This is a genomic window from Streptomyces subrutilus (assembly GCF_001746425.1).
Lineage (GTDB): Bacteria > Actinomycetota > Actinomycetes > Streptomycetales > Streptomycetaceae > Streptomyces > Streptomyces subrutilus_A.
In genome coordinates this window covers 1,840,607-1,865,126 of record NZ_MEHK01000001.1, presented here as the reverse complement: position 1 = coordinate 1,865,126, position 24,520 = coordinate 1,840,607, and the positions used below count along the sequence as shown (strand labels likewise).

Here is a 24,520-nt window from a genome sequence, read left to right as displayed (position 1 = left end):
AAACGCGGATCGCCGCCGGGGCCTGCCCGGCGGCGATCCGCGGTGCGTCGATCAGGCGCCCGGCGTGCCGGCCAGGGGCATGGAGGCGGCCACGAGCTTGCCCGCGGCGGCGGCCTTGTCCAGGGCGTCGCGCAGCAGGTCCTCACGGGGCTGCTGGCCGATGGAGCCGACCGGGGCGGCGTAGATGAGCACGCGCTGGGTCTTGTTGACGGCGTTGCGCCAGCCGTCGGTGACCGACAGCGCCTGGTGCGCCTGCCACCAGGCGACCGGGCGGCCGCCGTCGGGGCCCGGCTGCAGGACGGCGTGCAGCTGCCCGGCGGCGAGCAGGACCGACCAGCCGCTCAGCGGGGTGGGGAGCTGCGCGGTGTCCATGACGGGGATGAAGCCCTGCTCGATGAGGAGCGGGAGGAAGTCGTCGCCGGGGCCGTCGCTGCCGGGGCGGGCGATCGGCGCGGTCGGCTCGACCACCAGGGCGGGGTGCAGCTCCCCGCCGATCAGGACCAGGCCGCTGGTGATGCCGAGGACGGCCTGGCCGCCGGGCACGTTCTGCGGGCCCTCACCGGCGGCGGGCGCTGCCGGGCTGTCGCCGGTGATGCTGGCGACGGCGCCCTGGAGCTGCTCCTCGGAGACCTTCACGACCTGGGAGGGGATGCAGGTGGCGTGGGCGAAGGCGAGGACGGCGGTCTCCTCGCCGACGAACAGCACCGTGCTGGTGCGGTCGTTCTCGGGGTCACCCGGGGTGCGGCAGGAGGTGCAGTCGTAACTGCGCGGCGCGTCCTCGCCGACGAGCAGCCTGTCGGCTTCTTCGTCACCGATCTCGGCACGTACCTCATCACTGACGTCGAGCATGCGCGGCACGGGGTGGCTCCTCGGCATAGGTGCGGGGGCCGGGCGGTTCCCGGCTCGCCGGGCTCAACGGGGGAGCGGCGGCCGGGGTCACGCCATTGGAGGGAACGGATTCGAACCGGGCCCCCGTACGAGTGAACCGTCCGGCCGGGGCTTCGTTTCGTGCCAACTGTTTTCTGGTTGTGCCCAGTTGATGGTCGTGTCTGGCCGTTTGGGGGAGGGTGGCCGGTCGGCCGACCGGGTGGGCGCGGGCGGGTGCCGGGCGCGCCGGGCCGGAAGGGCCGCGGGCGCTGCGTAGCGTGGCGCGATGCCCCACCTCCGGATCGGGTGCCGGCGGGCGAGGGCCCGTCTGGGCGCCGCTGCCGCCGCCGCGCTGGCCCTCGTACTCCCTGCCGGTGCGGCGGAGGCCCAGGCCCCGCCGCCCCCCGCGCCCGGTCCGGCGGGGGCGGGGCACCCCGGCTCGCCGGGGGTGATCGGTACGGGGCCGGGGGACTGCGGGCCGGGCGGGGAGTGGCCCTGGGACTGCGTCGCCGATTGCGAGAGCGGCGGGCGCTGGGCCGTCAACACCGGCAACGGCTTCTACGGCGGGCTGCAGTTCCGGCAGCCGACGTGGGAGCACTACGGGGGGCTGGTGTTCGCGCCGCGCGCCGACCTGGCGAGCCGGGTCCAGCAGATCCGGGTGGCCGAGGACGTGCTGGGCGCGCAGGGCTGGGACGCCTGGCCGACCTGCTCGAAGCGGTACGGGCTGGCCGGGCGGATGCACGTGGTGCGGAGCGGGGACACGCTGGTGTCGATCGCGCGGAAGCACCGGGTGCGGGGCGGGTGGCAGGCGCTGTACGAGGCGAACCGGACGGTGATCGGGACGCGCCCCGCCGCGCTGGTCGTGGGCACGATGCTGGTCATCCCGGAGCAGGAGCCGGCCCGCCCGCCGCGGCCGGTGGACCCGCCGGACCCGACGGTGCCGCCGGCTCCGGCGGCACGGCCGACGCCCGCGCCCACGGTCTCGCCGGCCCCGGTGGCGCGGCCGACGCCGACGGTACGGCCGACGCCCGCGCCGACGCCTACGGTCTCGCCGGCCCCGGTGGTGCGACCCTCCCCGACCGTGCGGCCCACGCCGGCGGGCCCGCCCGGCCAGGTGGCCCGCCCTACCCCGATTGCGCTCCGCCCCCAGGGCGCCGACCCTGGAACCAAGGAGCCGGACGGCTCGCTCGGACACCGGTGGTGAGCCATATGGACCTGGGCAGACACCCTCGTATCGGAGTGTGGGCGGCGGCGGCCGTACTGGCCGCCGTGCCCGCCCTCGCGGGATGTTCCGCCGACTCGGGCCCGGACAGGGGCGGTACGACGACCTCCGCGGGCGTGCCCGCCGCGCCCCTCACGGCCGTCAGGGCCGCCGCGCCCGCCGCCCCCGCCGTCGACGGCCCGGCGGATCCGGCCGCGGCCAAGGCACAGGTCGAGAAGAACTGGGCCGCCTTCTTCGACTCCAAGGTCTCCGTCGCGAAGAAGGCCGAGCTCCTGCAGAACGGCGAGTTCCTCGAGCCGCTGCTCAGCGGCTTCGCGGGCACCACCGACGCGGCCGTGTCCTCGGCCGAGGTCACGGACGTGGTCTTCACCGCGCCCACCGAGGCACGGGTGACCTACGACCTGCTGCTCGGCGGGATCCCGGTCCTGCCGCAGACCGAGGGGACCGCGGTCCTCGAGGACGGGGTCTGGAAGGTGTCGGCCAAGACGCTCTGCGCGCTGGTCGAGCTCAGCGGCAGCGAGGACACCGGTCTGCTGGGCGTCTGCTGACCGCGGCGCCCGGCCCGCCGCCGTCCGTACCGGCCCTGGGACGGCCGCGAACCGCCGGCGGCCGCGCTGGCAGACTGCGGGCATGCTCGAGACCTCCGCACGACTGCTGCGCCTGTTGTCCCTGTTGCAGGCTCACCGCGAATGGACCGGGGCGGACCTCGCCGACCGGCTCGGGGTGACGCCGCGGACCGTGCGCCGGGACGTGGACCGGCTGCGGGAGCTGGGCTACCCGGTCAACGCCAGCCCCGGGACCGGCGGCGGATACCAGTTGGGGGCCGGGGCCGAGCTGCCGCCGCTGCTGCTGGACGACGACGAGGCCGTGGCCGTGGCGGTCGGGCTGCGGACGGCCGCCGGGAACGGTGTCGAGGGGATCGGGGAGGCCTCCGTACGGGCCCTCGCCAAGCTGGAGCAGGTACTGCCGTCGAGGCTGCGGCGCAGGGTGTCCGCGCTCAACGAGTTCACCGTGCCGATGCTGCGCGGCGCCGAGCGCTCCACCGTGGACCCCTCGGTGCTCACCGAACTCGCCGCCGTGTGCCGCGACACCGAGCGGCTGCGCTTCGGCTACCGCGACCACGACGGCAACGTCACCCGCCGCACCGTCGAGCCGCACCGGCTGGTGTGCACCGAGCGGCGCTGGTACCTGGTCGCCTGGGACCTGGACCGGGAGGACTGGCGGACCTTCCGCGCCGACCGCATCGAGCCGAGGCCGCCGCACGGGCCGAGGTTCGTCCCGCGCCAGCCGCCCGCCGGGGACCTGGCCGCGTACGTCTCCCAGGGCGTGTCCCAGCGGGTGTACGCGGCCCGGGCGGTGGTGCGGCTGAAGGTCTCCGCGGAGGAGGCGGCGCGGACCGTCGGGCCGAGCGACGGGGTGCTGGAACCGGTCGACGGCCAGAGCTGCCTGCTGCGCACCGGGGCGGTCAGTCTGGAGGTCATGGTGATTCACATCATGCTGCTCGGCTGTGAGTTCGAAGTGGTCGAGCCGCCGGAGCTGACGGACCGGATCAGGGCCGCGCGGGATCTGCTGGGGCGGGCCGTGGAGCCGCCGAAGTGAAGGAAATGTGGCGGAGCTGAGGGGGATTCATCTGGTCTGATCCAGCGGTCCCGTGGCAATCTCCTACCGGAATTCCAGAGGCTCGTCACGGGGCTTCGGAAAAGATTCCAATGCGCTTGAACGGCGGGCGTGTCGCGGTCCGGAAAACAATTGGGGTTTGTCGATATTCTGTGACACAAGCGTGACCCGGGACGGACGAACGTCCTGGCGTGGCGCTGACGGACGGCCGGCGCGCGGACAGCGGCGGCGCCGGCCGTCGGCGCCAACGGCGAAGGCGGGCCGGGTCGGTGACCCGGCCCGCCTTCGCCGCGCGGATGCCGCGCGGATGAGGTGGTGCGTACCGTTCCGCGCGGTGTGGTTCAGCCCCCCGCGACCGGGCGGGCCGCGGCGCTCCGGGCGGCCGCCCGCTCGCCGTGGGCCGGCCGGCGGCTCCCGGCCGGGGTGACCGGGGTCCGCTCGGAGCGGATCACGTGCGGCCGGCCCGTCAGCAGGGGCGTGGGCCGGGGCGCGGGGGTGTGGACCGCCGCCGGGACGGCGGGAGCGGGTTCCGCGGCGGCCTCCGCCGCGGCGGGCTCGAGCCGCCACTTGCCGCCCGCGGAGAGCAGCGGGGTGAGCGCCGACACGACCGGCGCGGGCATCCGCCCGGTCTCCGCGCGGCGGCGCAGCAGCTCGCGCACGTCGAAGACGTAGGCCTCGGTCCGGGCGATGAGCGGCTCGAACCAGGGCAGCGCCAGCAGGATCAGCAGACCCGCGGACCAGCCGAGCAGAACGTCGCTGACCCAGTGCGTGCCGAGGTAGACGGTGGTGGCGCCGACGCTCAGAGAGACGACCGCGGACACCACGGACAGCACCCGCCGGGTCACCCCGGTGGACGCCAGATAGGCGAGGATCCCCCAGGTCACGACGGCGTTGGCGGTGTGGCCGGAAGGAAATATATCGCCGCCCGCGAAGAGTTCGGCGGAACCGATCTCGGTGGCGTAGTGCGGGCCGAGCCGGCCGAGGCCGAGCTTGACGGACCCGACGGTGACGTTGAGCAGGAGCAGCGCCACGCCCAGCGTGATCAGCGGGCGCAGCGTGTGCTGGCGCCAGGAGCGCCACCCGAGCCAGGCGGCGACCATGACCGCGGTGGGTCCGCGCTGGCCGAGCACGACGAGGTAGTCGAGGAAGGCGTGCAGCTGCGGCCACTGCTCGTAGGGCCGGAAGAACATGATTTGCCAGTCCAGCCGGACGAGCCAGGACGTGGTGAGTACGGCCACCACGATCGCGAGATAGAAGGCGAGGGTCGATCCGAAGAGCACGACGCGGTGCCGGCTCATCTGCGGGGTTTGCAGATGAGCCGGTCGCTCTGGTTCCCGGTCCAGGCGGGCGAACACCCGCTCCAGACGGGTCAGGATTTGATCGGTACGCACTCAATCGACGTTACCGCGCGCCGATGCTCGGCCCGTGCGAATCGCGGGCTTTGTGATGACCATGTGATGTGGAGTTGGTCTCACGCGAGACTTAATTCCCAGCATTTCGGCAATGGTTGGAGCCTTCTTGATCCACTGCTCCGCGAATTGTTTCGCACACTTATAGGGGCTTTATTGCCACAACTCGATGCCCTATGCCGGACCATGGACGGAATGATCCATTCCGTTACGGCGGACCCGAGCCGTTCAGCCAGAACGCCCCGTAGACCGCCGAGAGCAGGGCCGCCGCGCCCAGCACCGCGGCCGCCCGCCGGGTCCGCCACCGGGCCAGCGCCACCGCCACCGGCAGCACCAGCGGGAAGGCGGGCAGCAGGAGCCGGGGCTTGGAGCCGAAGTACCCGGACGCGCACAGCGCCAGCGCCACCACGATCCCCCCGTACACGAGCAGCGGCACGGGCTGACGCTGCCGCACGCACCGCCCGTACAGCCAGAGCACCAGCACCACCCCGGCGATCAGTCCGAGCCCGGCCGTGAACGCGGACGAGGCCAGCTTCGCCCCGACGAACCGGGCGAAGGCCCAGCCGCCGTCGAAGCCGTTGCCCCAGCCGGCCTGCACGTCCAGGTACCCGAGCAGCCCGCCGCCGGTGCGCGCGCCGACCCACAGCACGTACGCCCCGGCCCCCAACGGAGCCAGCAGCGCGCCGGCCGCCATCCGCCAGGACCGGGCGCCGCCGCGCCAGGCCAGTACGACGGCCACCCACAACGCCGCGACCACCGCGGCGCCCACCGGGCGGGTCAGCCCCGCCCCGGCCGCGAGCAGGCCGGCCGTCAGCCACCGGCCGCGCAGGGCCCCGTACAGCGCCCAGGCGGCCAGCGCGGTGAACAGCGACTCGCTGTACGCCATGGACTGCACGATCCCCACGGGCAGCGCCGCCCAGACGGCGACCGCCAGCACCCCGGCCCGGCGGCCGTGCAGCAGGTCCGCCACCGCGAAGATCCCCCAGGCCGCGGCGAGCCCCGCCGACGCGGAGACCACCAGGCCCGCCGAGCCGTGCGGGAGTCCGGACACCGCCGACACCGGCCGCTCCAGCCACGGCAGCAACGGGAAGAACGCCAGGTTCGAGTGGACGTCCCCGTTCGGGAGGATCACCTCGTACCCGTACCCCTCCGCGGCGATCCGGGCGTACCAGAGCGAGTCCCAGCGCGCCGACAGCAGCGTGTGCGGGCTGCTGCCGGCCGCCGCGCCCCACACCCCGAGCACGGCCAGCCCGAGCAGCCGGACCGCCGCGAACACGGCGAGCGCGGGCCCGGCGACGGCGAGCGCGGGCGCGTACCGGCGCAATCCAAGATCTTCCACGGGCATGATTATCGGTGGCACGCACCCGGGCCCCGGCCGAGAACCACGGTCCGTGAGCGCGCGTGTACGCGGGGGAGGAGCGGGGCGGGAAAAGTGGCGCACACCACAGGACGGCCTCCGTCGGGATGAGAGCTTGACCACGTGTCGGACAGGCGAACTCGCGTACGCTGACCGTTCACTCGCGTGTCGATGCCGGACCCCGTTGGACGCCGCACAGCGCACCACCCCCGTGGCTCCGCAAGACGCTGGTCCGCCGAGCGCGAGGGATCACCTGGGAGGTACATGCATGTCGGGGACGAACGCGGCCGGAGTCCGGACCACTGCCCCCTGGCAGCGGCTCCGCGCGGCCTCCGGCGGGGGCAATCGCTGGGTCGTCCTGGCGGTGCTCTGCGTCAGCCTGGTCCTCGTCGCGCTCGACGCGACGATCCTGCACGTCGCCGTCCCCTCCCTCACCGAGGACCTGCGCCCCGGCTCCATCGAGCTCCTGTGGATCGTCGACGCCTACCCGCTGGTCTGCGCCGCGCTGCTGATCCTCTTCGGCACCCTCGGCGACCGCGTCGGCCGCCGCCGCGTACTCCTCCTCGGCTACGGGCTCTTCGGCGTGGCCTCGGCCATGGCGGCCCTCGCCGACAACGCCCAGGTCCTCATCGCCGCCCGCGCGCTGCTCGGCATCGGCGGGGCGATGATCATGCCCGCCACGCTGTCGATCCTGCGCCAGGTCTTCCCCGACCGGCGCGAACGGGCGCTGGCCATCGGCATCTGGACCGCCGTCGCCGCGGTCGGCGCCGCCGGCGGGCCCGTACTCGGCGGCTTCCTCGTCCAGCACTTCTGGTGGGGCTCCGTCTTCCTCATCAACATCCCGCTGATGGCGCTGATCCTGCCGCTGGGACGCTGGCTGCTCCCCGAGTCCAAGGGCTCCTCCGACGGGCCGTGGGACGTGACCGGCGCGCTGATGGCCGCCGCCGGTGTGCTCGGCTCGGTCCTCGGGGTCAAGCGGCTGGGCGCCGAGCGCGACCTCCTCGACCCCGAGGCGCTGGTGCCGCTGCTGCTCGGCGTGGCGCTGCTGGTCCTCTTCGTACGGCGGCAGAAGCGCCGGCCGCAGCCGCTGATCGACATGCGGATGTTCTCCCGCGCCGCCTTCTCGACCTCCGTCGGCTGCATCGTGCTCGCCATGCTGGCCCTCGTCGGCCTGGAGCTGATCGCCGTCCAGTACCTCCAGCTGGTGCTGCACCTCAGCCCGCTGGAGACCGGCCTGCGGCTGCTGCCGCTGACCTTCGCCGCGATGGCGGCCGGGGCCACGGGGTCCTACACCCTGGCCCGGATCGGCCCGCGCACCATGGTCTCGCTGGGCTTCCTGCTGACCGCGTTCGCCGTCCTCGTGCTCACGTTCATGGGCCACGACGACCGGCCCGTGCTGCTGACGGTCGGCTTCATCCTGCTCGGCTTCGGGTTGCAGACCACGCTGTTCGCCGCGTACGAGTCGATGCTGAACGAGGCCCCGGCGGCCACCGCGGGCGGCGCGGCCTCCATCGGCGAGACCTCGTACCAGCTGGGCGCGGGCATGGGCATCGCGCTGCTGGGCAGCGTGATGAACGCCGCGTACGCGCCGGGCCTGGCGGGGGTGCCGGGGGTGTCGGCCGAGGCCTCGGCGGGCGCCGCGCACTCGCTGGGCGAGGCGTACCAGATCGCCGCGCAGCTCGGCGGGCCGGCGGGGGAGGCGCTGCACGCCGCGGCGCGGAACTCGTTCGTGCACGGGCTGCACGTGACGCTGCTGGTCAGCGCGGGGCTGTTGGTCGCGGGGGCGGTGATGGCGCTGAAGCTGCCGCGGGCGATGGAGTGCGAGGCCGACGGGGCCGGGGCCGGCGAGGGCGACGGGGTGCGGTTGCCGGCGCAGGCCTGTGCGGAGCCGGATCCGGCCGTCGGGCGCGTGTCGGGGCGTACGGGCTGAGCCGCCGGGTGCGCGGGTGCGGCGCCGTTGCGGGGGCGCTGCCCCCGGGCCCCCGCGCCTCAAACGCCGGCGGGGCTGCATTTTCGGCCCCGCCGGGTGTGCGGTGCGGCGCCCCTGGGCTCCCGCGCCTCGAAGGCCGGCGGGGCTGGACGGTGGGGGAGTTCGGCGTCTAGCTTCGGCGCAGCGTAAAACTTGCGCTGCTAGGTTCTGTACTCCGGCCGCCGGGAGGCCCAGTGTCCGCGTTCCTGCCCCTTGATCCGCTCGGGATCGACGAGCTCCTCGGGCCCGAGGACCTCGCCATCCGCGACACCGTCCGCGACTGGGCCGCCGACCGGGTGCTGCCCCACATCGCCGGCTGGTACGAGAGCGGCGAGCTCCCCGGAATCCGCGAGCTGGCCTGGGAGCTCGGATCGATCGGCGCTCTCGGCATGTCCCTGGAGGGGTACGGGTGCGCGGGCGCCAGCGCCGTGCAGTACGGGCTGGCCTGCCTGGAGCTTGAGGCGGCCGACTCCGGCATCCGCTCGCTGGTCTCCGTACAGGGCTCGCTCGCCATGTACGCGATCTGGAAGTACGGCTCCGAGGAGCAGAAGCAGCGGTGGCTGCCCGGTATGGCGGCAGGAGAGCTGATCGGCTGCTTCGGGCTGACCGAGCCGGACGTCGGCTCGGACCCCGCCGCGATGCGGACCCACGCCAAGCGCGACGGCGGCGACTGGGTGCTGAGCGGCCGCAAGATGTGGATCACCAACGGGTCCGTCGCCGCGGTCGCCGTGGTGTGGGCGCAGACCGACGAGGGGATCAGGGGCTTCGCCGTCCCCACCGACACGCCGGGGTTCTCCGCTCCCGAGATCAAGCACAAGTGGTCGCTGCGCGCCTCCGTGACCAGTGAGCTGGTCATGGACGAGGTGCGGCTGCCCGCGGACGCGGTCCTGCCGGGCGTCACCGGCCTCAAGGGGCCGCTCGGCTGCCTCAGCCACGCGCGGTACGGGATCGTCTGGGGGTCGATGGGCGCGGCCCGCGCCAGCTTCGAGGCGGCGCTCGACTACGCGAAGACGCGGGAGCAGTTCGGGAAGCCGATCGGCGGCTTCCAGCTCACCCAGGCCAAACTGGCGGACATGGCCCTCGAACTCCACAAGGGCATCCTGCTCGCCCACCACCTGGGCCGGCGGATGGACGCGGGCACCCTGCGGCCGGAGCAGATCAGCTTCGGCAAGCTCAACAACGTCCGCGAGGCCATCGAGATCTGTCGCACCGCGCGGACCATCCTCGGTGCCAACGGGATCTCGCTCGAATACCCCGTCATGCGGCACGCCACCAACCTCGAATCGGTCCTCACCTACGAGGGCACCGTCGAGATGCACCAACTGGTGCTGGGCAAGGCGCTCACCGGCCTCGACGCCTTCCGGTGAGGGCCCTGCCTAGCTCTGGTTGAAGAAGTCGCGCGAGCGGCCGCCGGGCTCGCCGCTCACGATCTGGGTGTCGGCCGGGGTCAGCAGGAAGACCCTGGTCGCCACCCGCTCGATCGAGCCGCGCAGACCGAAGGTCAGACCGGCCGCGAAGTCGACCACGCGCTTCGCGTCGCCCGGGTCCATCGACGACAGGTTCACGATCACCGGGACGCCCTCGCGGAACAGCTCGCCGATGCCGCGCGCGTCACGGAACCCGTCGGGGGTGACCGTCGCGATGCGGCGGCCCTGCTCGACCGCGGACTCGGAGGCCACTCTGACGCGGGGGTCGGTGACCCACTGCTCGCCGGGACCGGCCACCGAACCCTGGGCCGCCTCAGCGTAGTCGTCGTCGTAGTAACGCTCGTCGTCGCTGTCCTCCACGAGACCCAGCCAGGCACTCGCCTTGCGTACCGAACCCATGGACGCCTCCTTTCACCGTGGTCAGTCTGTCTTCTCTCCGCTGCCCCTATGGTCGTCCATGATGCTGACAACGCGCCAAGTGGATAGCCGCCGCGCAGGGTTTTCGTGACGGTACTGGTGCAGAACATCCGTTGCACGGTCAAGGTTCCTGGCAGCTACCACTGCTGACTGAGTGAAAATACGACCGGTGCCGCCGGACGGGTGGCCGGTGGGGACGTACGGGTGAAGGACGCGGGTCGATACCATGCCCCGCAGGCACGCGTACGACACACGGGGGAAGCAGTTGTTCGGCATCGTCAGACCTTGCACGCACAGGCTGGGCGAGCGGTTCAAAGCGGAGTGGATGGCTCATCTGTGCGGGCTCTGCCTGGCACTTCGCGGGGACCACGGCCAGTTCGCCAGGATCGTCACCAACTACGACGGGCTGCTCGTCTCCGTTCTGACGGAGGCTCAGTCCGGTCCCGCCCCCGGCACCCGGCGCACCGCCGGGCCCTGCCCGCTGCGCGGCATGCGCACCGCCCCGGTGGCCAACGGCGAGGGCGCACGGCTCGCCGCCGCCGTCTCGCTCGTCCTGGCCTCCGCGAAGGTACGGGACCACGTGGCCGACGGGGACGGGCTGTTGGCCCGGGCCCCCATAGCCGCGGCCGCCCGCAAGGTGGCCCGCGGCTGGGACCGGGCCGGCGCCCGCACCGGCGCCTCGCTCGGCTTCGACACGGCGGTGCTAGTCGACGCCGTGGACCGGCAGGCCGGCATCGAGACGCTGGCCGGAGCCGGCACGCCGGTGCTCGTGGTGACCGAGCCGACGGAGACCGCGACGGCCGCCGCCTTCGCGCATACCGCGCAGCTGGCCGGACGGCCGGGCAACGCCCCCGCGCTCGCCGAGGCCGGCCGGTACTTCGGGCGGCTCGCGCACCTGCTGGACGCCGTGGAGGACCAGGCCGCGGACGCCTCGGCCGGCGCCTGGAACCCGCTGACCGCCACCGGGACCTCGCTGGCCGAGGCCCGGCGGCTGTGCGACGACGCCCTGCGGGGCATCAGGCTCGCGCTGCGCGAGGTCGAGTTCGCGGACGCAGGGCTCGCCCACCGGCTGCTGGTGCACGAGCTGCGCACCTCGGTGGACCGCGCCTTCGGGACGAGCGGCTGCGGGCACGCGCCGACCGCTTCCGCGGGGCAGGGCGGCGGCCCGTACGGGGCCGGACCGTACGCGAGCAGCCCGTACGCGAGCACCCCGCACGGGAGCGGGAACCCGTACGGCGGCAGTCCCTACGGCGGCAGCCCCTACGCGCCGGACGCTCCCCACGCGCCGGGCGGACCGGGGATGCCCCCACCGCCCATGGGGCCCGGCGGCGGTGGAGGCGGCGGCCGGCCCCCGCACAAGCCGCGGCGCGGGCTGCTCGCCGGGTGCGCGGTGGCCCTCGGCCTGTTCTGCACCTGCCAGCTGTGCTGCACCGAGCACGAGGGGCCGTGGTCCCGGGAGAAGAAGGACCCCTGGTGCGACAGCTGCGACTGCGGCAACTGCAACTGCAACTGTGACTGCGGCTGCGGTGACTGCTGCTGTTGTCCCTGCGACGGCTGCTGAGCCTTCTCGCGCCTGACGCCCTCTCATATACGCGCACGTCCGGACGGGGTACCCAGGGGTACCCCGTGGTTCCCGGCCGGACCTGCGTGGAAGGGGTGAGCGGCATGAGCGATGACGCAGACGATCCGCCCGCGGACTGGCGGAAACGGCACGAGCGGCGGGTGGCTTCCGTGTCCGCCCCGTACGGTCCGCTCGCGCTGACGGGCACCCTCCCCCAGACTCCGCCCGGGGGGACCCCCGGGCTCGCCGACTACCCGGAAGGTCGAATTCCGGCCGTTCCGGGGCGCAGGCGCGCGACCGACGACTCCGTGGTGCTTTTCGCGGCCGCGGAGGACTCCGTTCACCTCGACGGCGAGCCCTTCGCCGGTGAGGTGGAACTCGCCGCCGACGAGGCTCCGCCCGCACGTTCCCGGCTCCGTGCCGGGGAGCGGCGGCTCGTCGTGATCCGGCGGGCAGGGCAGTGGGCGGTCCGCGTTTTCGCCCCCGACTCCGCGACCCGCCGGGCCTTCGCCGGCCTGGAGGCCTCCCCGTACGATCCGGCCTTCCGCCTGCCCGGCCGGTTCCGCCCGTACGGCGAGGACCGGACCGTCCAGGTGGAGAACGCCGACGGGCAGGCGCGAGGGTTCGGCCTCGGCGGGGAGCCGCGCTTCCCCTTCGAGGGCGGGGAGCACACCGTCCACGTGGCCGTCGACGAGGAGGGCGGCAGCCTCTGGGCCGTCCTCGGCGATGCCACCGGCGGACGCTCCGGCTACCGCTTCCGTTTCCTGACACCCGGCGCCCCCGCCGAGGACGGCTCGATCACGGTGGACTTCGACCGGGCCCTCCTGCCTCCCTGTGCCTGCACCGACCACTTCATCTGCCCCTTCCCGCCGCCCGGCAACACGCTGCCCTTCGAAGCGGCGGCGGGGGAGCGGCGGCTGAAAGGCGCCCTTGCCGACCGGTATCCGACGCCACCACACTCCCGACAGTGCTTGTCAGGGACACGGCGCAAAAGCGTGCGCTTTCCGTGCCCTGACTGCGCCTCACGGGCTCCGGCACCCCCACGACCGCCGAGCCCCCGACCCTCTCGGAGGACGAGAAGTGAGGATCAAGAGCATCACCCGTACCAGGCTGCTCGCGGCGGCCACCGGCCTGGCCGCCGTCGCGGCACTCGCCGCCCCCACCGTGGCGAACGCGGACCCACAGGATGGCGGATTCAGCGCCGCGCGGCTGGCCTCGGCCGGCGCGTCCGTCCTGCGCGCCGACGTCGCGGGCACCGCCTGGCACACCGACCCCGCCACCGGGACCCTCGTGGTCACCGCCGACTCCACCGTCTCCGCCGCCGACCTCGCGAGAATCAAGCGCGAGGCCGGAGCGGACGCCGGGGCCCTGCGCATCGAGCGCACCCCGGGCAAGCTGACCAAACTGGCCTCCGGCGGCGACGCGATCTACGCGTCGAGCTGGCGCTGTTCCCTCGGCTTCAACGTGCGCAGCGGCAGCAACTACTACGCGCTGACCGCCGGGCACTGCACCGAGGGCGCCGGCACCTGGTGGACCAACTCCGCCCGCACCACCGTGCTCGGCAGCACCACGGGATCCAGCTTCCCGAACAACGACTACGGCCTGATCAAGTACGCCAGCAACTCGCCGGTCCCGCCGGGCACCGTCGGCGGCCAGGACATCACCAGTGCCGTCAACGCCACGGTCAACATGTCCGTGACCCGGCGCGGCTCCACCACCGGCACCCACAGCGGCCGCGTGACCGGCCTCAACGCCACCGTCAACTACGGCGGCGGCGACGTGGTGTACGGCATGATCAGGACCAACGTCTGCGCCGAGCCCGGCGACAGCGGCGGCCCGCTCTACTCGGGCACCCGAGCGGTCGGCCTCACCTCCGGCGGCAGCGGCAACTGCTCCTCGGGCGGCACCACCTTCTTCCAGCCCGTGGTCGAGGCCCTCAACGCCTACGGGGTCAGCGTGTACTGACCTGGCCGGCGGGTAGGAGCCCCGCCCGGCTCGCGGCACGACGACGAGCCCCCGCCCGGACCGCCGGGCGGGGGCTCGTCAGGCCAACGAGAGGGTGGACGGACTGGTCCAGGGGGCGCTCCAGGCGCTCGGCCGGTTCGAGTCGTTCAACCAGGAGCAGGCCGCCCGCATCGTCAACGACCAGTGCGCGCCCGCCAACCCGCGGATGCCGATGATCGACGACATGCGGCAGCTGATGCGGCAGGCGTACCACGGCAACGCGGAAGGGGCTCCCACCGGGAAGGACTGACCCCTGCGACCGCCCCCGAGGGGGACGCGCGACGGCCCGCCCCGGGCCCTGGGCCCCGGGCGGGCCGTTCCGCGCGGCCGGGGCCCGGTACTGCTCGTGGCCGGTGCGGGTCCTGGCTGAGGGCGCGGGGCCGAGCGGGCGCGGGGCCGGGCGGGCGGGTGCGGGTCCCGGCGGGCGGCTGCGGGGCGGTCGGCGGCGCGGGCCGCTGCGTTACGCGGGCGGGACCAGGGCCGCCGCCGCCGAGCGGGCCTGGTCCAGGGCCCGGGCGCGGTCCGCGCCGCGCTGCCCCAGCACCACCCGGGTGCTCAGCCCGTCCAGCAGGGCGAGCAGCTCCGAGGCCCGGGCGGGGACGTCCACGGGGGCGAAGCGGCCCTGGTCCACGCCCTTGGCCAGCAGCGTCTCCAGGTCGCGCTGCCAGCCGTCGTCGATCTCCTCCTGGGCCGCCTTCAGCGGTTCGTTGGAGGCCGTACGGGCCCACAGCTCGATCCACAGGGTCCAGCGCGGGTCGCGCGGCCCCTCGGGGAGGTAGAGCTCCAGGAACTGGTCGAGCTTGCGGGCGGCCGTCACCCGGCGGCCGAGCAGGGCCCGGCGCTCCCCGGTGAGCAGCTCCTCGCTCCAGCGCAGGGCCTCCAGCAGGAGCCGGTCCTTGCTGCCGAAGTAGTACAGGATGTGGCCGCCGCTGGTGCCGAGCCGCTCCGCCAGCGCGGACATGGTCAGCGCCGCCAGGCCGTTCTCGGCGATCGCCGCCATGGCCTCTTCCAGCATCCGCTCCTGGGCGACCTGCCCGTCGCGCCGCCGTGCTGCTCCCGCCACCGCTCCCGCCCTCCGGATCTTCCTGGCCCGACCCTATCCCGGACAGGGTCTTGACGGGGTCCCGTCGCACCCCGCATCTTGAATGCCATTCAAGAATTTAGAACGTCATTCAAGATCGCTCGAGGTCAGGGGTCCGGCATGGGGCAGCAGGAGACAGCCGACGTGGACGAGGTGTTCCGGGTCGAGACCCACGGGATCGACCCCATCCCCGACGCGGAACGCCACGGCAGCGCCAAGGACCTCTTCTGGCTCTGGTTCGGCTCCAACCTCACCTTCACCTACGTGATCAACGGCGCCCTGGCCGTGGCCTTCGGGCTCTCCTTCTGGCAGGCCGCCGGCGTGGTCGTGCTCAGCGGGCTGTCGTTCTTCGCCATCAGCGCCGCCGGCCTCGGCGGCATCCGCACCGGCACCGCCACCCTGGTCATCTCCCGCGCAGCCTTCGGCGTCCGCGGCAACTTCCCGGCCGGGGTCCTCAACTGGGTGGTGAGCATCGGCTACACCATCGTCAACACCGTGGTCGGCACGCTCGCGCTGGAGGTCTTCTTCGCCGAAGTCGGCCTGGGCGGCGGTCACCTGGTACGAGGCCTCGCGCTCGGCATCGCGCTCGCGCTCACCTTCGCCGTCGCCCTGTGGGGCCACGCCACCGTGCAGTTCGCCGAGCGCTGGATGGCCTACGTCCTGGCCGCCGGCTTCGGCGCGCTGCTCGTCTTCGTCCTGCCCGGCGCCGACACCTCCGCCCCCGCCGACGCCCCGGGCCTGTCCGGCTGGAGCCTGGCCTTCGTGGTCATGCTCGCCGGGCCGTTCTCGTACCTGCCGATGCCCGCCGACTACACCCGCTACCTGCCCCGCACCACCTCCCTGAAGTCGATCACCTGGATGGGCGCCCTCGGCGGCTTCGCCTCCTCCGTGGCCCTCGGCATCGCGGGCGTCGCCGCCGCCACCCAGACCGACATGACCGACGCGGTCGCGGGGGCGGAGAGCCTGCTGCCCAGCTGGTTCCAGCCGCTGTTCCTGGCCCTCGTACTCGGCGGCTCGGTCACCAACTCGATCATCACGCTCTACTCCTCCAGCCTGAACCTCCAGGTCCTCGGCATCCCGTGGAGCCGCGCCCGGGCCATCGTGATCAGCGCCGCCGTCACCGCGCTCGGCTCGCTCGCCGCGCTCTTCCTCACCGACTTCACCACCTCCCTGCTCACCTTCCTCTCCCTCCTGATCATCGTGTTCGCGCCCTGGGGCGGGGTCTTCCTCGCCGACATGCTGCTGCGCCGCTGCCGCTACGACTCCGACGCGCTGCACGCCGGGAGCCCGGGGGCCTACTGGTACCGCGCCGGCTACCACCCGGCCGGGATGGCCGCCCTGCTCGCCGGCATGGCATTCGCCACCCTGACCTGCGACTCCGAGCTGTGGACCGGGCCGCTGGTGGCCCCGCTCGGCGGCGCCGACCTCACCCTCCTCGGCTCGGTCGTCTCCGGGCTGACGTACTGGGCGCTGGCCCGCCGGATCCCGGCGTACCCCCCGGCCGCCGCTTCCGCGGCCCCGGTGGCCTGAGCTGCCCGGGGCCCGCCCTCCCGTCCCCCGCCTCCCGTCCCACGTCGTAATGGAGCACCCGCACATGGCACGCCGTCCCTTCCCCGCCGACCTGCTGCTCACCGGAGCCCGCATCCACACCGTGGACCCGGCCCGTCCCGAGGCCGAGGCCCTGGCCGTGCACGACGGCCGGATCGTCTGGCTCGGCCCGGACGCCGAGGCCGCCGACTGGGCCGGACCGGACACCGAGCGGATCGACGCGGGCGGCAGGCTCGTCCTGCCCGGCTTCATCGACGCGCACAACCACGTCCGGCTCGGCTCCGACGACGCCTGCGTGCAGCTTGCCGGGGTGCGGACGCTGGACGGCATCCACCAGCGGATCCTGGCCTGGCGGCAGGCCAACCCGGACGCCGAGTGGATCGAGGCCGAGGCCTTCGACTACTCCGCCATCCCGGGCGGCCGGATGCCGGAAGCGGCCGACCTCGACCCGGTCACCGGGGACATCCCGGCGCTGGTGCTCTCGTACGACGTGCACACGGCGTGGCTGAACACGGCGGCCATGCGGCGCCTGGGCGTCAGCCGGGACCGTACGGACCTGCCCTTCGGGACGGCGGCCACGGACCCGGAGACCGGGGAGCCGACCGGCTTCGTCAAGGACTTCGCGATCAAGGGCCTGTCCCGTGACGGCCACCGGGCGCTGCGCGATCTGGGCGTGCCCTGGGCCTCGCCGGACCGGCAGTACGGGCGGCTCGCCAAGAGCCTCGAGGACGCGATCGGCTTCGGCATCACCACGGTGGTGGAGCCGCAGAACTCCCTCGACGACCTGGAGCTCTTCGAGCGGGCCCGGGCGGAGGGGCGGCTGCGCTCGCGGATCGTCGCCGCGCTGTTCCACCCCCGGGGGACGGGCGAGGCCGACCTGGCCGAATTCGAGGACGCGGCCCGCCGGTTCGCCGGGGACCGGCTGCGGGTGGGCCCGCTCAAGCTGTACATCGACGACGTGGTGGAGCCCCGTACGGCCGCGCTGCTGGAGCCGTACGCCGGCTGCGGGCACCACCGGGGCGAGACCTTCTACCCGGCCGAGGAGTTCGCGGAGCTCCTCGCCGGGTTGGACGCGCGGGGGTTCCAGTGCTTCGTGCACGCCACCGGTGACCGGGGCATCCGGACCGTCCTGGACGCGGTGGAGCACGCGCGTGCGGTCAACGGCCCGCGCGACGCCCGCCACCAGGTCGTGCACGTGGAGTGCCTGGACCCGGCGGACGTGGCGCGATTCGCGGAGCTGGGCGTGGTGGCCTGCATGCAGCCGCGGCACTGCGCGCCGGAGATCGCGGGCCCCGGTCAGGACTGGGCCGAGAACGTGGGCCCGGACCGCTGGCACAAGGCCTGGCCGATGCGGAGCCTGCACGAGGCGGGGGCTGTCCTGGCGTTCTCCAGCGACTGGAACGTGGCGGAGATGGACCCGATGATCGGCATCTACACGGCGGTGACGCGGCGGCCGCTGGGCGGCGGCGAGCCGTGGCAGCCGGGGGAGACGGTGGACGTGGCGACCGCGGTCCACGGCTACACGATGGGCTCGGCGTACGCCAACTTCCTGGAGGACGAGCGGGGTTCGCTGAGGGTGGGCAAGGCGGCGGACTTCGTGGTCCTGTCCCGGAACATCTTCGAGATCCCGGTGGAGTCGATTCCGGGAACGGTCGCCGAGACGGTGGTGGTGGCGGGCGAAGCGGTCCACCGGGCGGGCTGATGCCGCGGCCCGCCGGGGGTGAGCGTGGGGTGAGCCCGTGCGGGCCGCTTCCTGGGGCTCCGCCCCAGGCCCTCCCCACGCCTCAACGCCGGCGGGGCTGGGGGTGCCCCCCGGCGGGGGAGTCGGGGCGGGGGTCAGCGCTGGGGCCAGTGCCAGAGGGGTTCGTCCAGGGGGCCCTCGCGGCCCGCGACCTCGGTGCGGCCGAATTCCTTCAGCAGGGTGATCGTCCGCAGGTCGACCCGGTGCCGGCGGGTGCCCGCCGCCAGGGCGTCCGCCAGCGGGGTCGCGTGCGTGACCACCACCGTCTGGGTGTCCCGGCTCACGGTGAGGATCAGGTCCGCCAGCGGGGCCAGGAGGTCCGGGTGGAGGCTGGTCTCCGGCTCGTTGAGGACCATCAGCGCCGGCGGGCGGGGCGTCAGCAGGGCCGCCGTCCAGAGCAGGTACCGCAGCGTCCCGTCGGAGAGCTCGGCCGCGCCCAGCGGCCGCAGCAGGCCCTGCTGGTGGAGCTCCAGCTCGAACCGGCCGTCCCGGTCGGAGACGGAGACCCGCGTCCCGGGGAAGGCCGCGTCGACGGCGGCGTCCAGCGCGGCGTGGTCGCCGATCTCCCGGATCGTCTGGAGCGCGGCCGGCAGGTCGGAGCCGTCGGCGCCGAGCACCGGCGTGCGGGTGCCGATCCGCGGGATCCGGGCGGGCGCCCCGGCGTCGGTGCGGACGTGGTCGTAGAACCGCCAGGACCGCATCCGCTCCCGCAGGGCCAGCAGGTCGGGGGCCAGCTGGGGGTCCGCGAGCTCGCTGAGCATGGAGTCGTAGGGTCGCAGGGCGTTCTGCGTGCGGTGCCAGCCGCCGTCCGCCGTCCGCGTCCGTACGGCCGGCCCCGCGCGATCGGACAGCAGCGCCGCCGGGCGCAGCACCGGCCCCGCCCAGGTGCACTCGCGTTTGATCTCCGGGTCCAGGGCGAAGAGGGAGCCGGGGACCGGCGCCGGATGGCCGAAGTCCACCGCGTAGCCGAACTCGTCCCCGGCGAAGCCCAGCCGCAGGCTGACCGGCTCGGTGCGGACCGTGCCCTGGAGCGGGTGCTGCCCCTCGCGCACCGCCCGCCCGAGTTTCTCCGGCCCCGCCCACAGCGTCGACGGCAGCCCGCCCTCGCGGGCCAGCGCCGCGATCGCGCCGCCCCGCGCGGAGTCGGCGAGCAGCCGCAGGGAACGGTAGAGGCTGGACTTGCCCGTCCCGTTCGCGCCGGTGACGACGGTGAGCCGGCCCAGCGGGACGATCAGCTTGCGCAGGGAGCGGTAGTTCTCCACCGCCAGAGTGGTGATCACCTATCGATGATGCCGCGCTCAGGCCGATCAGGAAGCCCCGGGGTGTTACCGCGCCTCGGTCCCCTCGTCCACGAACCGGGGGACCGACGGCGAGTCGTCGGGGAGCCCGCTGCCCACGGCGGCTCCCGGCCTGCCCCCTCGGAAGAGCGCGCAGGCGATCGTGATCGCCGAGCCGGCCACCGCCCAGGCGGCCAGCACCAGCATCGGCCCGGTCGTGCCGTTGCCCCTGAAGTACGCGATGGAGCGCGCGGCGTACGTACCGGCGCCCGGCGGCAGGGCCGGGCCGATCGCCTGCCAGAACGGGGGCAGCAGCGGGTACGGGTAGGCGCCGCCCGCGCTCGGGTTGCCGAACACCACGACCAGCAGGATCGCGAGACCGATGCCGACCACGCCCGCCAGCCCCTGGAAGGCCAGCGTGATCGCGCCCACCGCGAAGACGACCAGGGTGCCCAGCCCCCACAGGGCCAAGAGCGAGCCGGGCAGCGCGTCCAGGACCGGGCCGGCGATGACCGCGCCGAGCAGTCCGGCCGCGATCGCGTACACGAGCAGCGCGCCGAGCCGGATGACGGCGCGGGCGGAGTTCGCGGGCCGGGCGCCGGCGCTGATGGCGAGGATCGCGGCGCACAGGTAGCCGCCCACGCACCAGCCGACGACCAGGTAGAAGGAGCTCAGGCCGCGGCTGTCGCCCTGGTAGGCCGGGGCCACGTCGGTGATCCGGACGGTCCGCCCCTGGGCCTTCTCCACCGCGCCGACGATCTCCTCGAGGGCCTGCGAGAGGGAGGCCCCGGCGCCGGAGGCGACCAGCAGCCTGTCGGTCTGCCCGGCCGGGTCGACGATCAGTGCGCCGTCCACGTCCCGGTTGCGGATCAGGCGGATCGCGGCGGCCTCGTCCCCGGCCGTTCGTGGGTCGAGCGGCTTGCCGGGCAGGGCGGCGAGCCGCTGTGCGGTCCGCTCGGCGACCTGCGCGGCGGGGGCGGCCACGGCGATCGGGACCTCACGGGGCTTCGGGTGGTGGAAGGCACCGATGTACGAGGTGATGAACGCGAGCTGGAGGGCCAGCACCCCCAGGACCAGCAGGGCTGCCCGGGTGGTCACGGCGTCCTTGATCTCGGCGAGGAACCCGCCGGACGGGCCTGCGTCGGTGCTCTCGGTGGGCTGGGTCATGCCCCCCACGCTCGGCGTACCGGGGACGGGGCGCAGCAGGGGTGGGCCCAATGGGTGACCTGCGGGGTGATCTTCCGGACGGGCATCCCGGGTGATCGAACAAGTGTTTCGCACGGATATTCGAATTGCTCTATGGTGGAGAGGGGGAGTCGAAGGAACGGGGGCAACGAGCGAAGCAGGAGGCGGCGGGTGCCAGGTTTTACGCATCTGCACACCGTTTCGGGGTTCTCCATGCGCTATGGAGGCTCCCACCCGGAACGGCTGGCGGAACGTGCCGTCGAGCGGGGCATGGACGCCCTCGCCCTGACCGACCGGGACACCCTGGCGGGCGCGGTGCGGTTCGCGAAGGCCTCCGCCAAGGCCGGCATCCGGCCCCTGTTCGGGGTGGACCTCGCCGTGGCGCCCCCGGCGGCGTCGGCCGGGCCTGCCGGGCCGGGGGGCCCGACAGGCGCCGGCGAGGCCTCGTACCGGCGGCGCAACCCCGTCAAGGGCGGCGCCTTCGTCGACGAGTCCGCAGCCCGGGCCGTCTTCCTGGCCCGCGACGGGGCCGCCGGATGGGCCGAGCTGTGCCGGATGGTCACCGCCGCCCATGCGGGCGACACCGGCCGTGCGGGCGACTCCGCCGGGCGCCGGCCGCTGCTGCCCTGGAACGCCCTGCGCGGAGAGGGCGTCTTCGTGCTGCTCGGGCCGAGTTCCGAAGTGGGGCGGGCGCTCGCCGCGGGCCGCCCCGACCGGGCCGCCCGGCTGCTCGCACCCTGGCGGGAGGTCTTCGGCGACTCCCTGCGCCTGGAGGCCGTCCACCACGGCCGCACCGGTACCGGACCCGGCTCGCTCCGACTGGCCGCCCGTACCGTCGGCTTCGCCGCCGAACAGGGCGTCCCGGCGGTGCTGACCAATGCCGTCCGCTACGCCGACCCCGGCCAGGGGCCGGTCGCCGACATCCTCGACGCGGCCCGCCGCCTGGTACCCATCGACCCCCGCGGTCCCCTCGACAGCGGCGAACGCTGGCTCAAGGCCCCGGCCGCCATGGCCGACGCCGCCGACCGGATCGCCCGGGCCGCCGGCCTGCGCCCCGCCGACGCGCGGCGCCTCCTCGCCGAGACCCGGCACACCGCCGAGGCCTGCGCGGTGGATCCCGAGGACGACCTCGGCATGGGATCCGTGCACTTCCCCGAGGCCGGCCTCGTCGGCGCCGCCCACCGCAGCGCCCAGCGGGTCCTCACCTCCCGCGCCTCGGCGGGCATGGTGCTGCGCGGCTACGCGGACGACCCGGCGTACTGGCGGCGGATGCACCACGAGCTCGACATCATCGCCTACCACGGCTACGCCTCGTACTTCCTGACGGTCGCTCGAGTAGTGGACGACGTACGGGAGATGGGCATCCGTGTGGCCGCCCGCGGGTCCGGCGCCGGCTCCCTCGTCAACCACCTGCTCGGCATCGCGCACGCCGACCCCGTCGAGCAGGGCCTGCTGATGGAGCGCTTCCTGTCCAAGCGCCGGCGGGTCCTGCCCGACATCGACATCGACGTGGAGTCCGCCCGCCGGCTGGAGGTCTACCGGCGGATCATCGACCGGTTCGGCGCCGAGCGCGTCGCCACCGTCTCCATGCCCGAGACCTACCGGGTCCGGCACGCCATCCGCGACGTCGGCGCCGCCCTGTCCATGGACCCGGCCGTCACCGACCGGCTCGCCAAGGCCTTCCCGCACATCCGGGCGCGCGACGCCCGCGCCGCGCTGCGGGAGCTTCCCGAACTGCGCGACGTACGCGGGGAGTCGTACGGGCGGCTGTGGGAGCTCGTCGAATCGCTCGACGCGCTGCCGCGCGGGATCGCCATGCACCCGTGCGGGGTGCTGCTCTCCGACGCCTCCCTGCTCGCCCGTACACCGGTGGTGCCCACCAGCGGCGAGGGGTTCCCCATGTCCCAGTTCGACAAGGACGACGTGGAGGAGCTCGGGCTGCTCAAGCTCGACGTGCTCGGCGTACGGATGCAGTCCGCGATGGCGCACGCGGTCGCCGAGATCCGGCGCGGCACCGGCCGCGAGCTCGACCTGGACGACCCGGCGCAGGTGCCGCCGGGGGACCGGGCCACGTACGAGCTGATCCGGTCGGCCGAGACGCTGGGCTGCTTCCAGATCGAATCCCCGGGCCAGCGCGACCTGGTGGGGCGGCTCCAGCCGTCGACCTTCCAGGACCTGGTGGTGGACATCTCGCTGTTCCGGCCGGGGCCGGTGGCCGCGGACATGGTGCGGCCGTTCATCGAGGCCCGGCACGGGCGGGCGCCGGTGCGCTTCCCGCACCCGGACCTGGCGGAGGCGCTGCGCGAGACGTACGGGGTGGTGGTCTTCCACGAGCAGATCATCGAGATCGTGCACGTCATGACCGGCTGCGGGCGGGACGAGGCGGACCGGGTGCGGCGCGGGCTGTCCGATCCGGAGTCGCAGGGGCGGATCAAGGTCTGGTTCGCGGCGAAGGCCGGCGAGCGCGGCTACCCGGCGGAGGTGATCGCCCGGACCTGGGAGATCGTGGAGGCCTTCGGCTCGTACGGCTTCTGCAAGGCGCACGCGGTGGCCTTCGCGGTGCCCACGTACCAGTCGGCGTGGCTGAAGGCGCACCACCCGGCGGCCTTCTACGCGGGGCTGCTGACCCACGACCCGGGGATGTACCCGAAGCGGCTGCTGCTGGCGGACGCGCGGCGGCGTGGCGTGCCGGTGCTGCCGCTGGACGTGAACCGGTCCGCGGCCGCCCATCGGATCGAACTGGTGTCCGATGCGGGTGCGGCCAGTGCGTGGGGGCTGCGGCTCGGGCTGTCCGACGTCCACGGCATCAGCGAGGCCGAGGCGGGCCGGATCGAGGCCGGGCAGCCGTACGCCTCCCTGCGTGACTTCTGGGACCGGGCGCACCCGGGCCGGCCGGTGGCCGAACGGCTGGCGCAGGTGGGGGCGTTGGACGCGTTCGGCGCCAACCGGCGCGATCTGCTCCTGCACTTGACGGAGCTGCACGGCGCACAGCGGGCGGCCGGCGTGCGGGGCCTGGTGCGCGGCCCCCAACTCCCCCTGGAGGGAGGTCGGTCCACGGCCTCGGTCGGGCTGCCGGACCTGACCGACGCGGAACGGCTCAGCGCCGAGCTGGGCGTCCTCGGCATGGACGCCTCGCGGCACCTGATGGCGGACCACCACGCCTTCCTGGCCGAGCTGGGGGTGATCCCGGCGCGGCGGCTGCGCGAGGCCGGGCACGGGCAGACGGTCCTGGTGGCCGGGGCCAAGGCGGCCACCCAGACCCCGCCGATCCGGTCCGGGAAGCGGGTCATCTTCACGACGCTGGACGACGGGACGGGCCTGGTCGACCTGGCCTTCTTCGACGACAGTCACGAGCGGTACGCGCACACCGTCTTCCACTCCTTCCTGCTGCTGGTACGGGGCGTCGTGCAGCGGCGGGGCCCGCAGAGCCTGAGCGTGGTCGGGGCGGCGGCGTGGAACCTGGCGGAACTGGTGGAACTGCGCACGGCAGGCGGCCTGGAGGCGGTCGCGACCCGTCTGGCCTCCGGCGACACCGGGGCCGGGGGCGGCGACGCCGGGGCGGGGCGTGAGGGCGGCGACGCCGGGGCCGCGGCCCCGGCGGGCCCCGGCCGCCGGATCCGCATGTCCACGGGGTACGAGATGAACCCGTGGGCCGACCTCCAGCCCCCGGGCACCGGCCCCGCCACCGGCCGCAAGCTGTGGCACTCCAGCCCGGGGAGCCCGGGATGAACACGGCGGCGGGCACGGCGGCGGGCGCGGGCGCGCCTGCGGGCCGGGCTGCGGGCCCGGGCCCCGGTCCGGGTGTGGCTTCGGGCGCGGGCACGGTACCCGAGACGGG

General features: G+C 74.2%; 18 protein-coding genes and 1 pseudogene. 12 read left to right on the top strand and 7 right to left on the bottom strand.

The window, feature by feature from the left end; all coding sequences use genetic code 11:
• Positions 1-51: 51 nt before the first annotated feature.
• Positions 52-858 (bottom strand): hypothetical protein, encoded by an 807-nt coding sequence (locus BGK67_RS09405; protein ID WP_069919650.1) that lies wholly within the window; start codon positions 856-858, stop codon positions 52-54.
• A 295-nt stretch (positions 859-1,153) separates the two neighbouring features.
• Between BGK67_RS09405 and BGK67_RS40710 the strand changes: the two genes are divergently transcribed.
• From BGK67_RS40710 to BGK67_RS09390, 3 genes are all read left to right on the top strand, one after another.
• Positions 1,154-2,071 carry a transglycosylase family protein gene (locus BGK67_RS40710; protein WP_079154100.1) on the top strand — a complete coding sequence of 306 codons (918 nt, stop codon included), beginning with the start codon at positions 1,154-1,156 and terminating at the stop codon, positions 2,069-2,071.
• Between the two features lie 5 nt (positions 2,072-2,076).
• Entirely contained in the window at positions 2,077-2,637 is a 561-nt protein-coding gene (locus BGK67_RS09395; RefSeq protein WP_069919649.1) for an MTB12 C-terminal domain-containing protein, read from the top strand.
• 82 nt (positions 2,638-2,719) lie between these two features.
• Entirely contained in the window at positions 2,720-3,688 is a 969-nt protein-coding gene (locus BGK67_RS09390; RefSeq protein WP_069919648.1) for a helix-turn-helix transcriptional regulator, read from the top strand.
• A 359-nt stretch (positions 3,689-4,047) separates the two neighbouring features.
• Here the strand turns inward: BGK67_RS09390 and BGK67_RS09385 are convergent, their stop codons facing one another.
• A complete protein-coding gene (locus tag BGK67_RS09385) occupies positions 4,048-5,097 on the bottom strand; it encodes a phosphatase PAP2 family protein (protein WP_069919647.1) in 1,050 nt (349 codons plus the stop codon).
• Positions 5,098-5,323: 226 nt separating this feature from the next.
• Positions 5,324-6,460: a hypothetical protein gene (locus tag BGK67_RS09380; protein WP_069919646.1), complete on the bottom strand. Its 1,137-nt coding sequence runs from the start codon at positions 6,458-6,460 to the stop codon at positions 5,324-5,326.
• Positions 6,461-6,740: 280 nt separating this feature from the next.
• On the opposite strand from BGK67_RS09380, the gene BGK67_RS09375 reads away from it, so the two are divergent.
• A complete protein-coding gene (locus tag BGK67_RS09375; protein ID WP_069919645.1) occupies positions 6,741-8,402 on the top strand; it encodes an MFS transporter in 1,662 nt (553 codons plus the stop codon).
• A gap of 233 nt (positions 8,403-8,635) precedes the next feature.
• Positions 8,636-9,808, top strand: coding sequence for an acyl-CoA dehydrogenase family protein (locus BGK67_RS09370; protein ID WP_069919644.1), 1,173 nt, complete (start codon positions 8,636-8,638; stop codon positions 9,806-9,808).
• Positions 9,809-9,817: 9 nt separating this feature from the next.
• Here the strand turns inward: BGK67_RS09370 and BGK67_RS09365 are convergent, their stop codons facing one another.
• Positions 9,818-10,267, bottom strand: a complete 450-nt coding sequence (locus tag BGK67_RS09365) for a cell division protein SepF (protein ID WP_069919643.1) — start codon at positions 10,265-10,267, stop codon at positions 9,818-9,820.
• Positions 10,268-10,550: 283 nt separating this feature from the next.
• Here BGK67_RS09365 and BGK67_RS09360 point away from each other — a divergent pair, with 283 nt between their 5' ends.
• From BGK67_RS09360 to BGK67_RS09350, 4 genes and pseudogenes are all read left to right on the top strand, one after another.
• Positions 10,551-11,846, top strand: a complete 1,296-nt coding sequence (locus tag BGK67_RS09360; protein WP_069923735.1) for a DUF5685 family protein — start codon at positions 10,551-10,553, stop codon at positions 11,844-11,846.
• A 104-nt stretch (positions 11,847-11,950) separates the two neighbouring features.
• Positions 11,951-12,760: pseudogene (locus tag BGK67_RS36120) on the top strand (DUF1684 domain-containing protein); the annotation flags it as partial.
• 166 nt (positions 12,761-12,926) lie between these two features.
• Positions 12,927-13,811 carry a S1 family peptidase gene (locus BGK67_RS09355; RefSeq protein ID WP_069919642.1) on the top strand — a complete coding sequence of 295 codons (885 nt, stop codon included), beginning with the start codon at positions 12,927-12,929 and terminating at the stop codon, positions 13,809-13,811.
• A gap of 94 nt (positions 13,812-13,905) precedes the next feature.
• Entirely contained in the window at positions 13,906-14,100 is a 195-nt protein-coding gene (locus BGK67_RS09350; RefSeq protein ID WP_069919641.1) for a hypothetical protein, read from the top strand.
• A gap of 210 nt (positions 14,101-14,310) precedes the next feature.
• Here BGK67_RS09350 and BGK67_RS09345 read toward each other — a convergent pair whose 3' ends face one another.
• Positions 14,311-14,913, bottom strand: a complete 603-nt coding sequence (locus tag BGK67_RS09345; RefSeq protein ID WP_069919640.1) for a TetR/AcrR family transcriptional regulator — start codon at positions 14,911-14,913, stop codon at positions 14,311-14,313.
• A gap of 138 nt (positions 14,914-15,051) precedes the next feature.
• Here BGK67_RS09345 and BGK67_RS09340 point away from each other — a divergent pair, with 138 nt between their 5' ends.
• Complete coding sequence (locus BGK67_RS09340) at positions 15,052-16,461, top strand: purine-cytosine permease family protein (protein ID WP_069919639.1); 1,410 nt, start codon at positions 15,052-15,054, stop codon at positions 16,459-16,461.
• A 64-nt stretch (positions 16,462-16,525) separates the two neighbouring features.
• Positions 16,526-18,181 (top strand): amidohydrolase, encoded by a 1,656-nt coding sequence (locus BGK67_RS09335; RefSeq protein WP_069919638.1) that lies wholly within the window; start codon positions 16,526-16,528, stop codon positions 18,179-18,181.
• A gap of 134 nt (positions 18,182-18,315) precedes the next feature.
• Here BGK67_RS09335 and BGK67_RS09330 read toward each other — a convergent pair whose 3' ends face one another.
• Positions 18,316-19,500, bottom strand: a complete 1,185-nt coding sequence (locus tag BGK67_RS09330) for an AAA family ATPase (protein WP_069919637.1) — start codon at positions 19,498-19,500, stop codon at positions 18,316-18,318.
• A gap of 45 nt (positions 19,501-19,545) precedes the next feature.
• A complete protein-coding gene (locus BGK67_RS09325; RefSeq protein ID WP_069919636.1) occupies positions 19,546-20,664 on the bottom strand; it encodes a YhgE/Pip domain-containing protein in 1,119 nt (372 codons plus the stop codon).
• Between the two features lie 132 nt (positions 20,665-20,796).
• Here BGK67_RS09325 and BGK67_RS09320 point away from each other — a divergent pair, with 132 nt between their 5' ends.
• The gene (locus tag BGK67_RS09320) at positions 20,797-24,411 is read left to right on the top strand and encodes a DNA polymerase III subunit alpha (protein WP_208948672.1); all 3,615 of its coding nucleotides are present in this window, start codon (positions 20,797-20,799) and stop codon (positions 24,409-24,411) included.
• Positions 24,412-24,520: the final 109 nt, after the last annotated feature.

Coding starts and splice junctions, on each gene's coding strand:
- BGK67_RS40710 (WP_079154100.1), top strand. CDS start 1,154: ATGCCCCACCTCCGGATCGGGTGCCGGCGGGCGAGGGCCCGTCTGGGC.
- BGK67_RS09395 (WP_069919649.1), top strand. CDS start 2,077: ATGGACCTGGGCAGACACCCTCGTATCGGAGTGTGGGCGGCGGCGGCC.
- BGK67_RS09390 (WP_069919648.1), top strand. CDS start 2,720: ATGCTCGAGACCTCCGCACGACTGCTGCGCCTGTTGTCCCTGTTGCAG.
- BGK67_RS09380 (WP_069919646.1), bottom strand. CDS start 6,460: ATGCCCGTGGAAGATCTTGGATTGCGCCGGTACGCGCCCGCGCTCGCC.
- BGK67_RS09375 (WP_069919645.1), top strand. CDS start 6,741: ATGTCGGGGACGAACGCGGCCGGAGTCCGGACCACTGCCCCCTGGCAG.
- BGK67_RS09365 (WP_069919643.1), bottom strand. CDS start 10,267: ATGGGTTCGGTACGCAAGGCGAGTGCCTGGCTGGGTCTCGTGGAGGAC.
- BGK67_RS09340 (WP_069919639.1), top strand. CDS start 15,052: ATGGGGCAGCAGGAGACAGCCGACGTGGACGAGGTGTTCCGGGTCGAG.
- BGK67_RS09335 (WP_069919638.1), top strand. CDS start 16,526: ATGGCACGCCGTCCCTTCCCCGCCGACCTGCTGCTCACCGGAGCCCGC.
- BGK67_RS09325 (WP_069919636.1), bottom strand. CDS start 20,664: ATGACCCAGCCCACCGAGAGCACCGACGCAGGCCCGTCCGGCGGGTTC.
- BGK67_RS09320 (WP_208948672.1), top strand. CDS start 20,797: ATGGTGGAGAGGGGGAGTCGAAGGAACGGGGGCAACGAGCGAAGCAGG.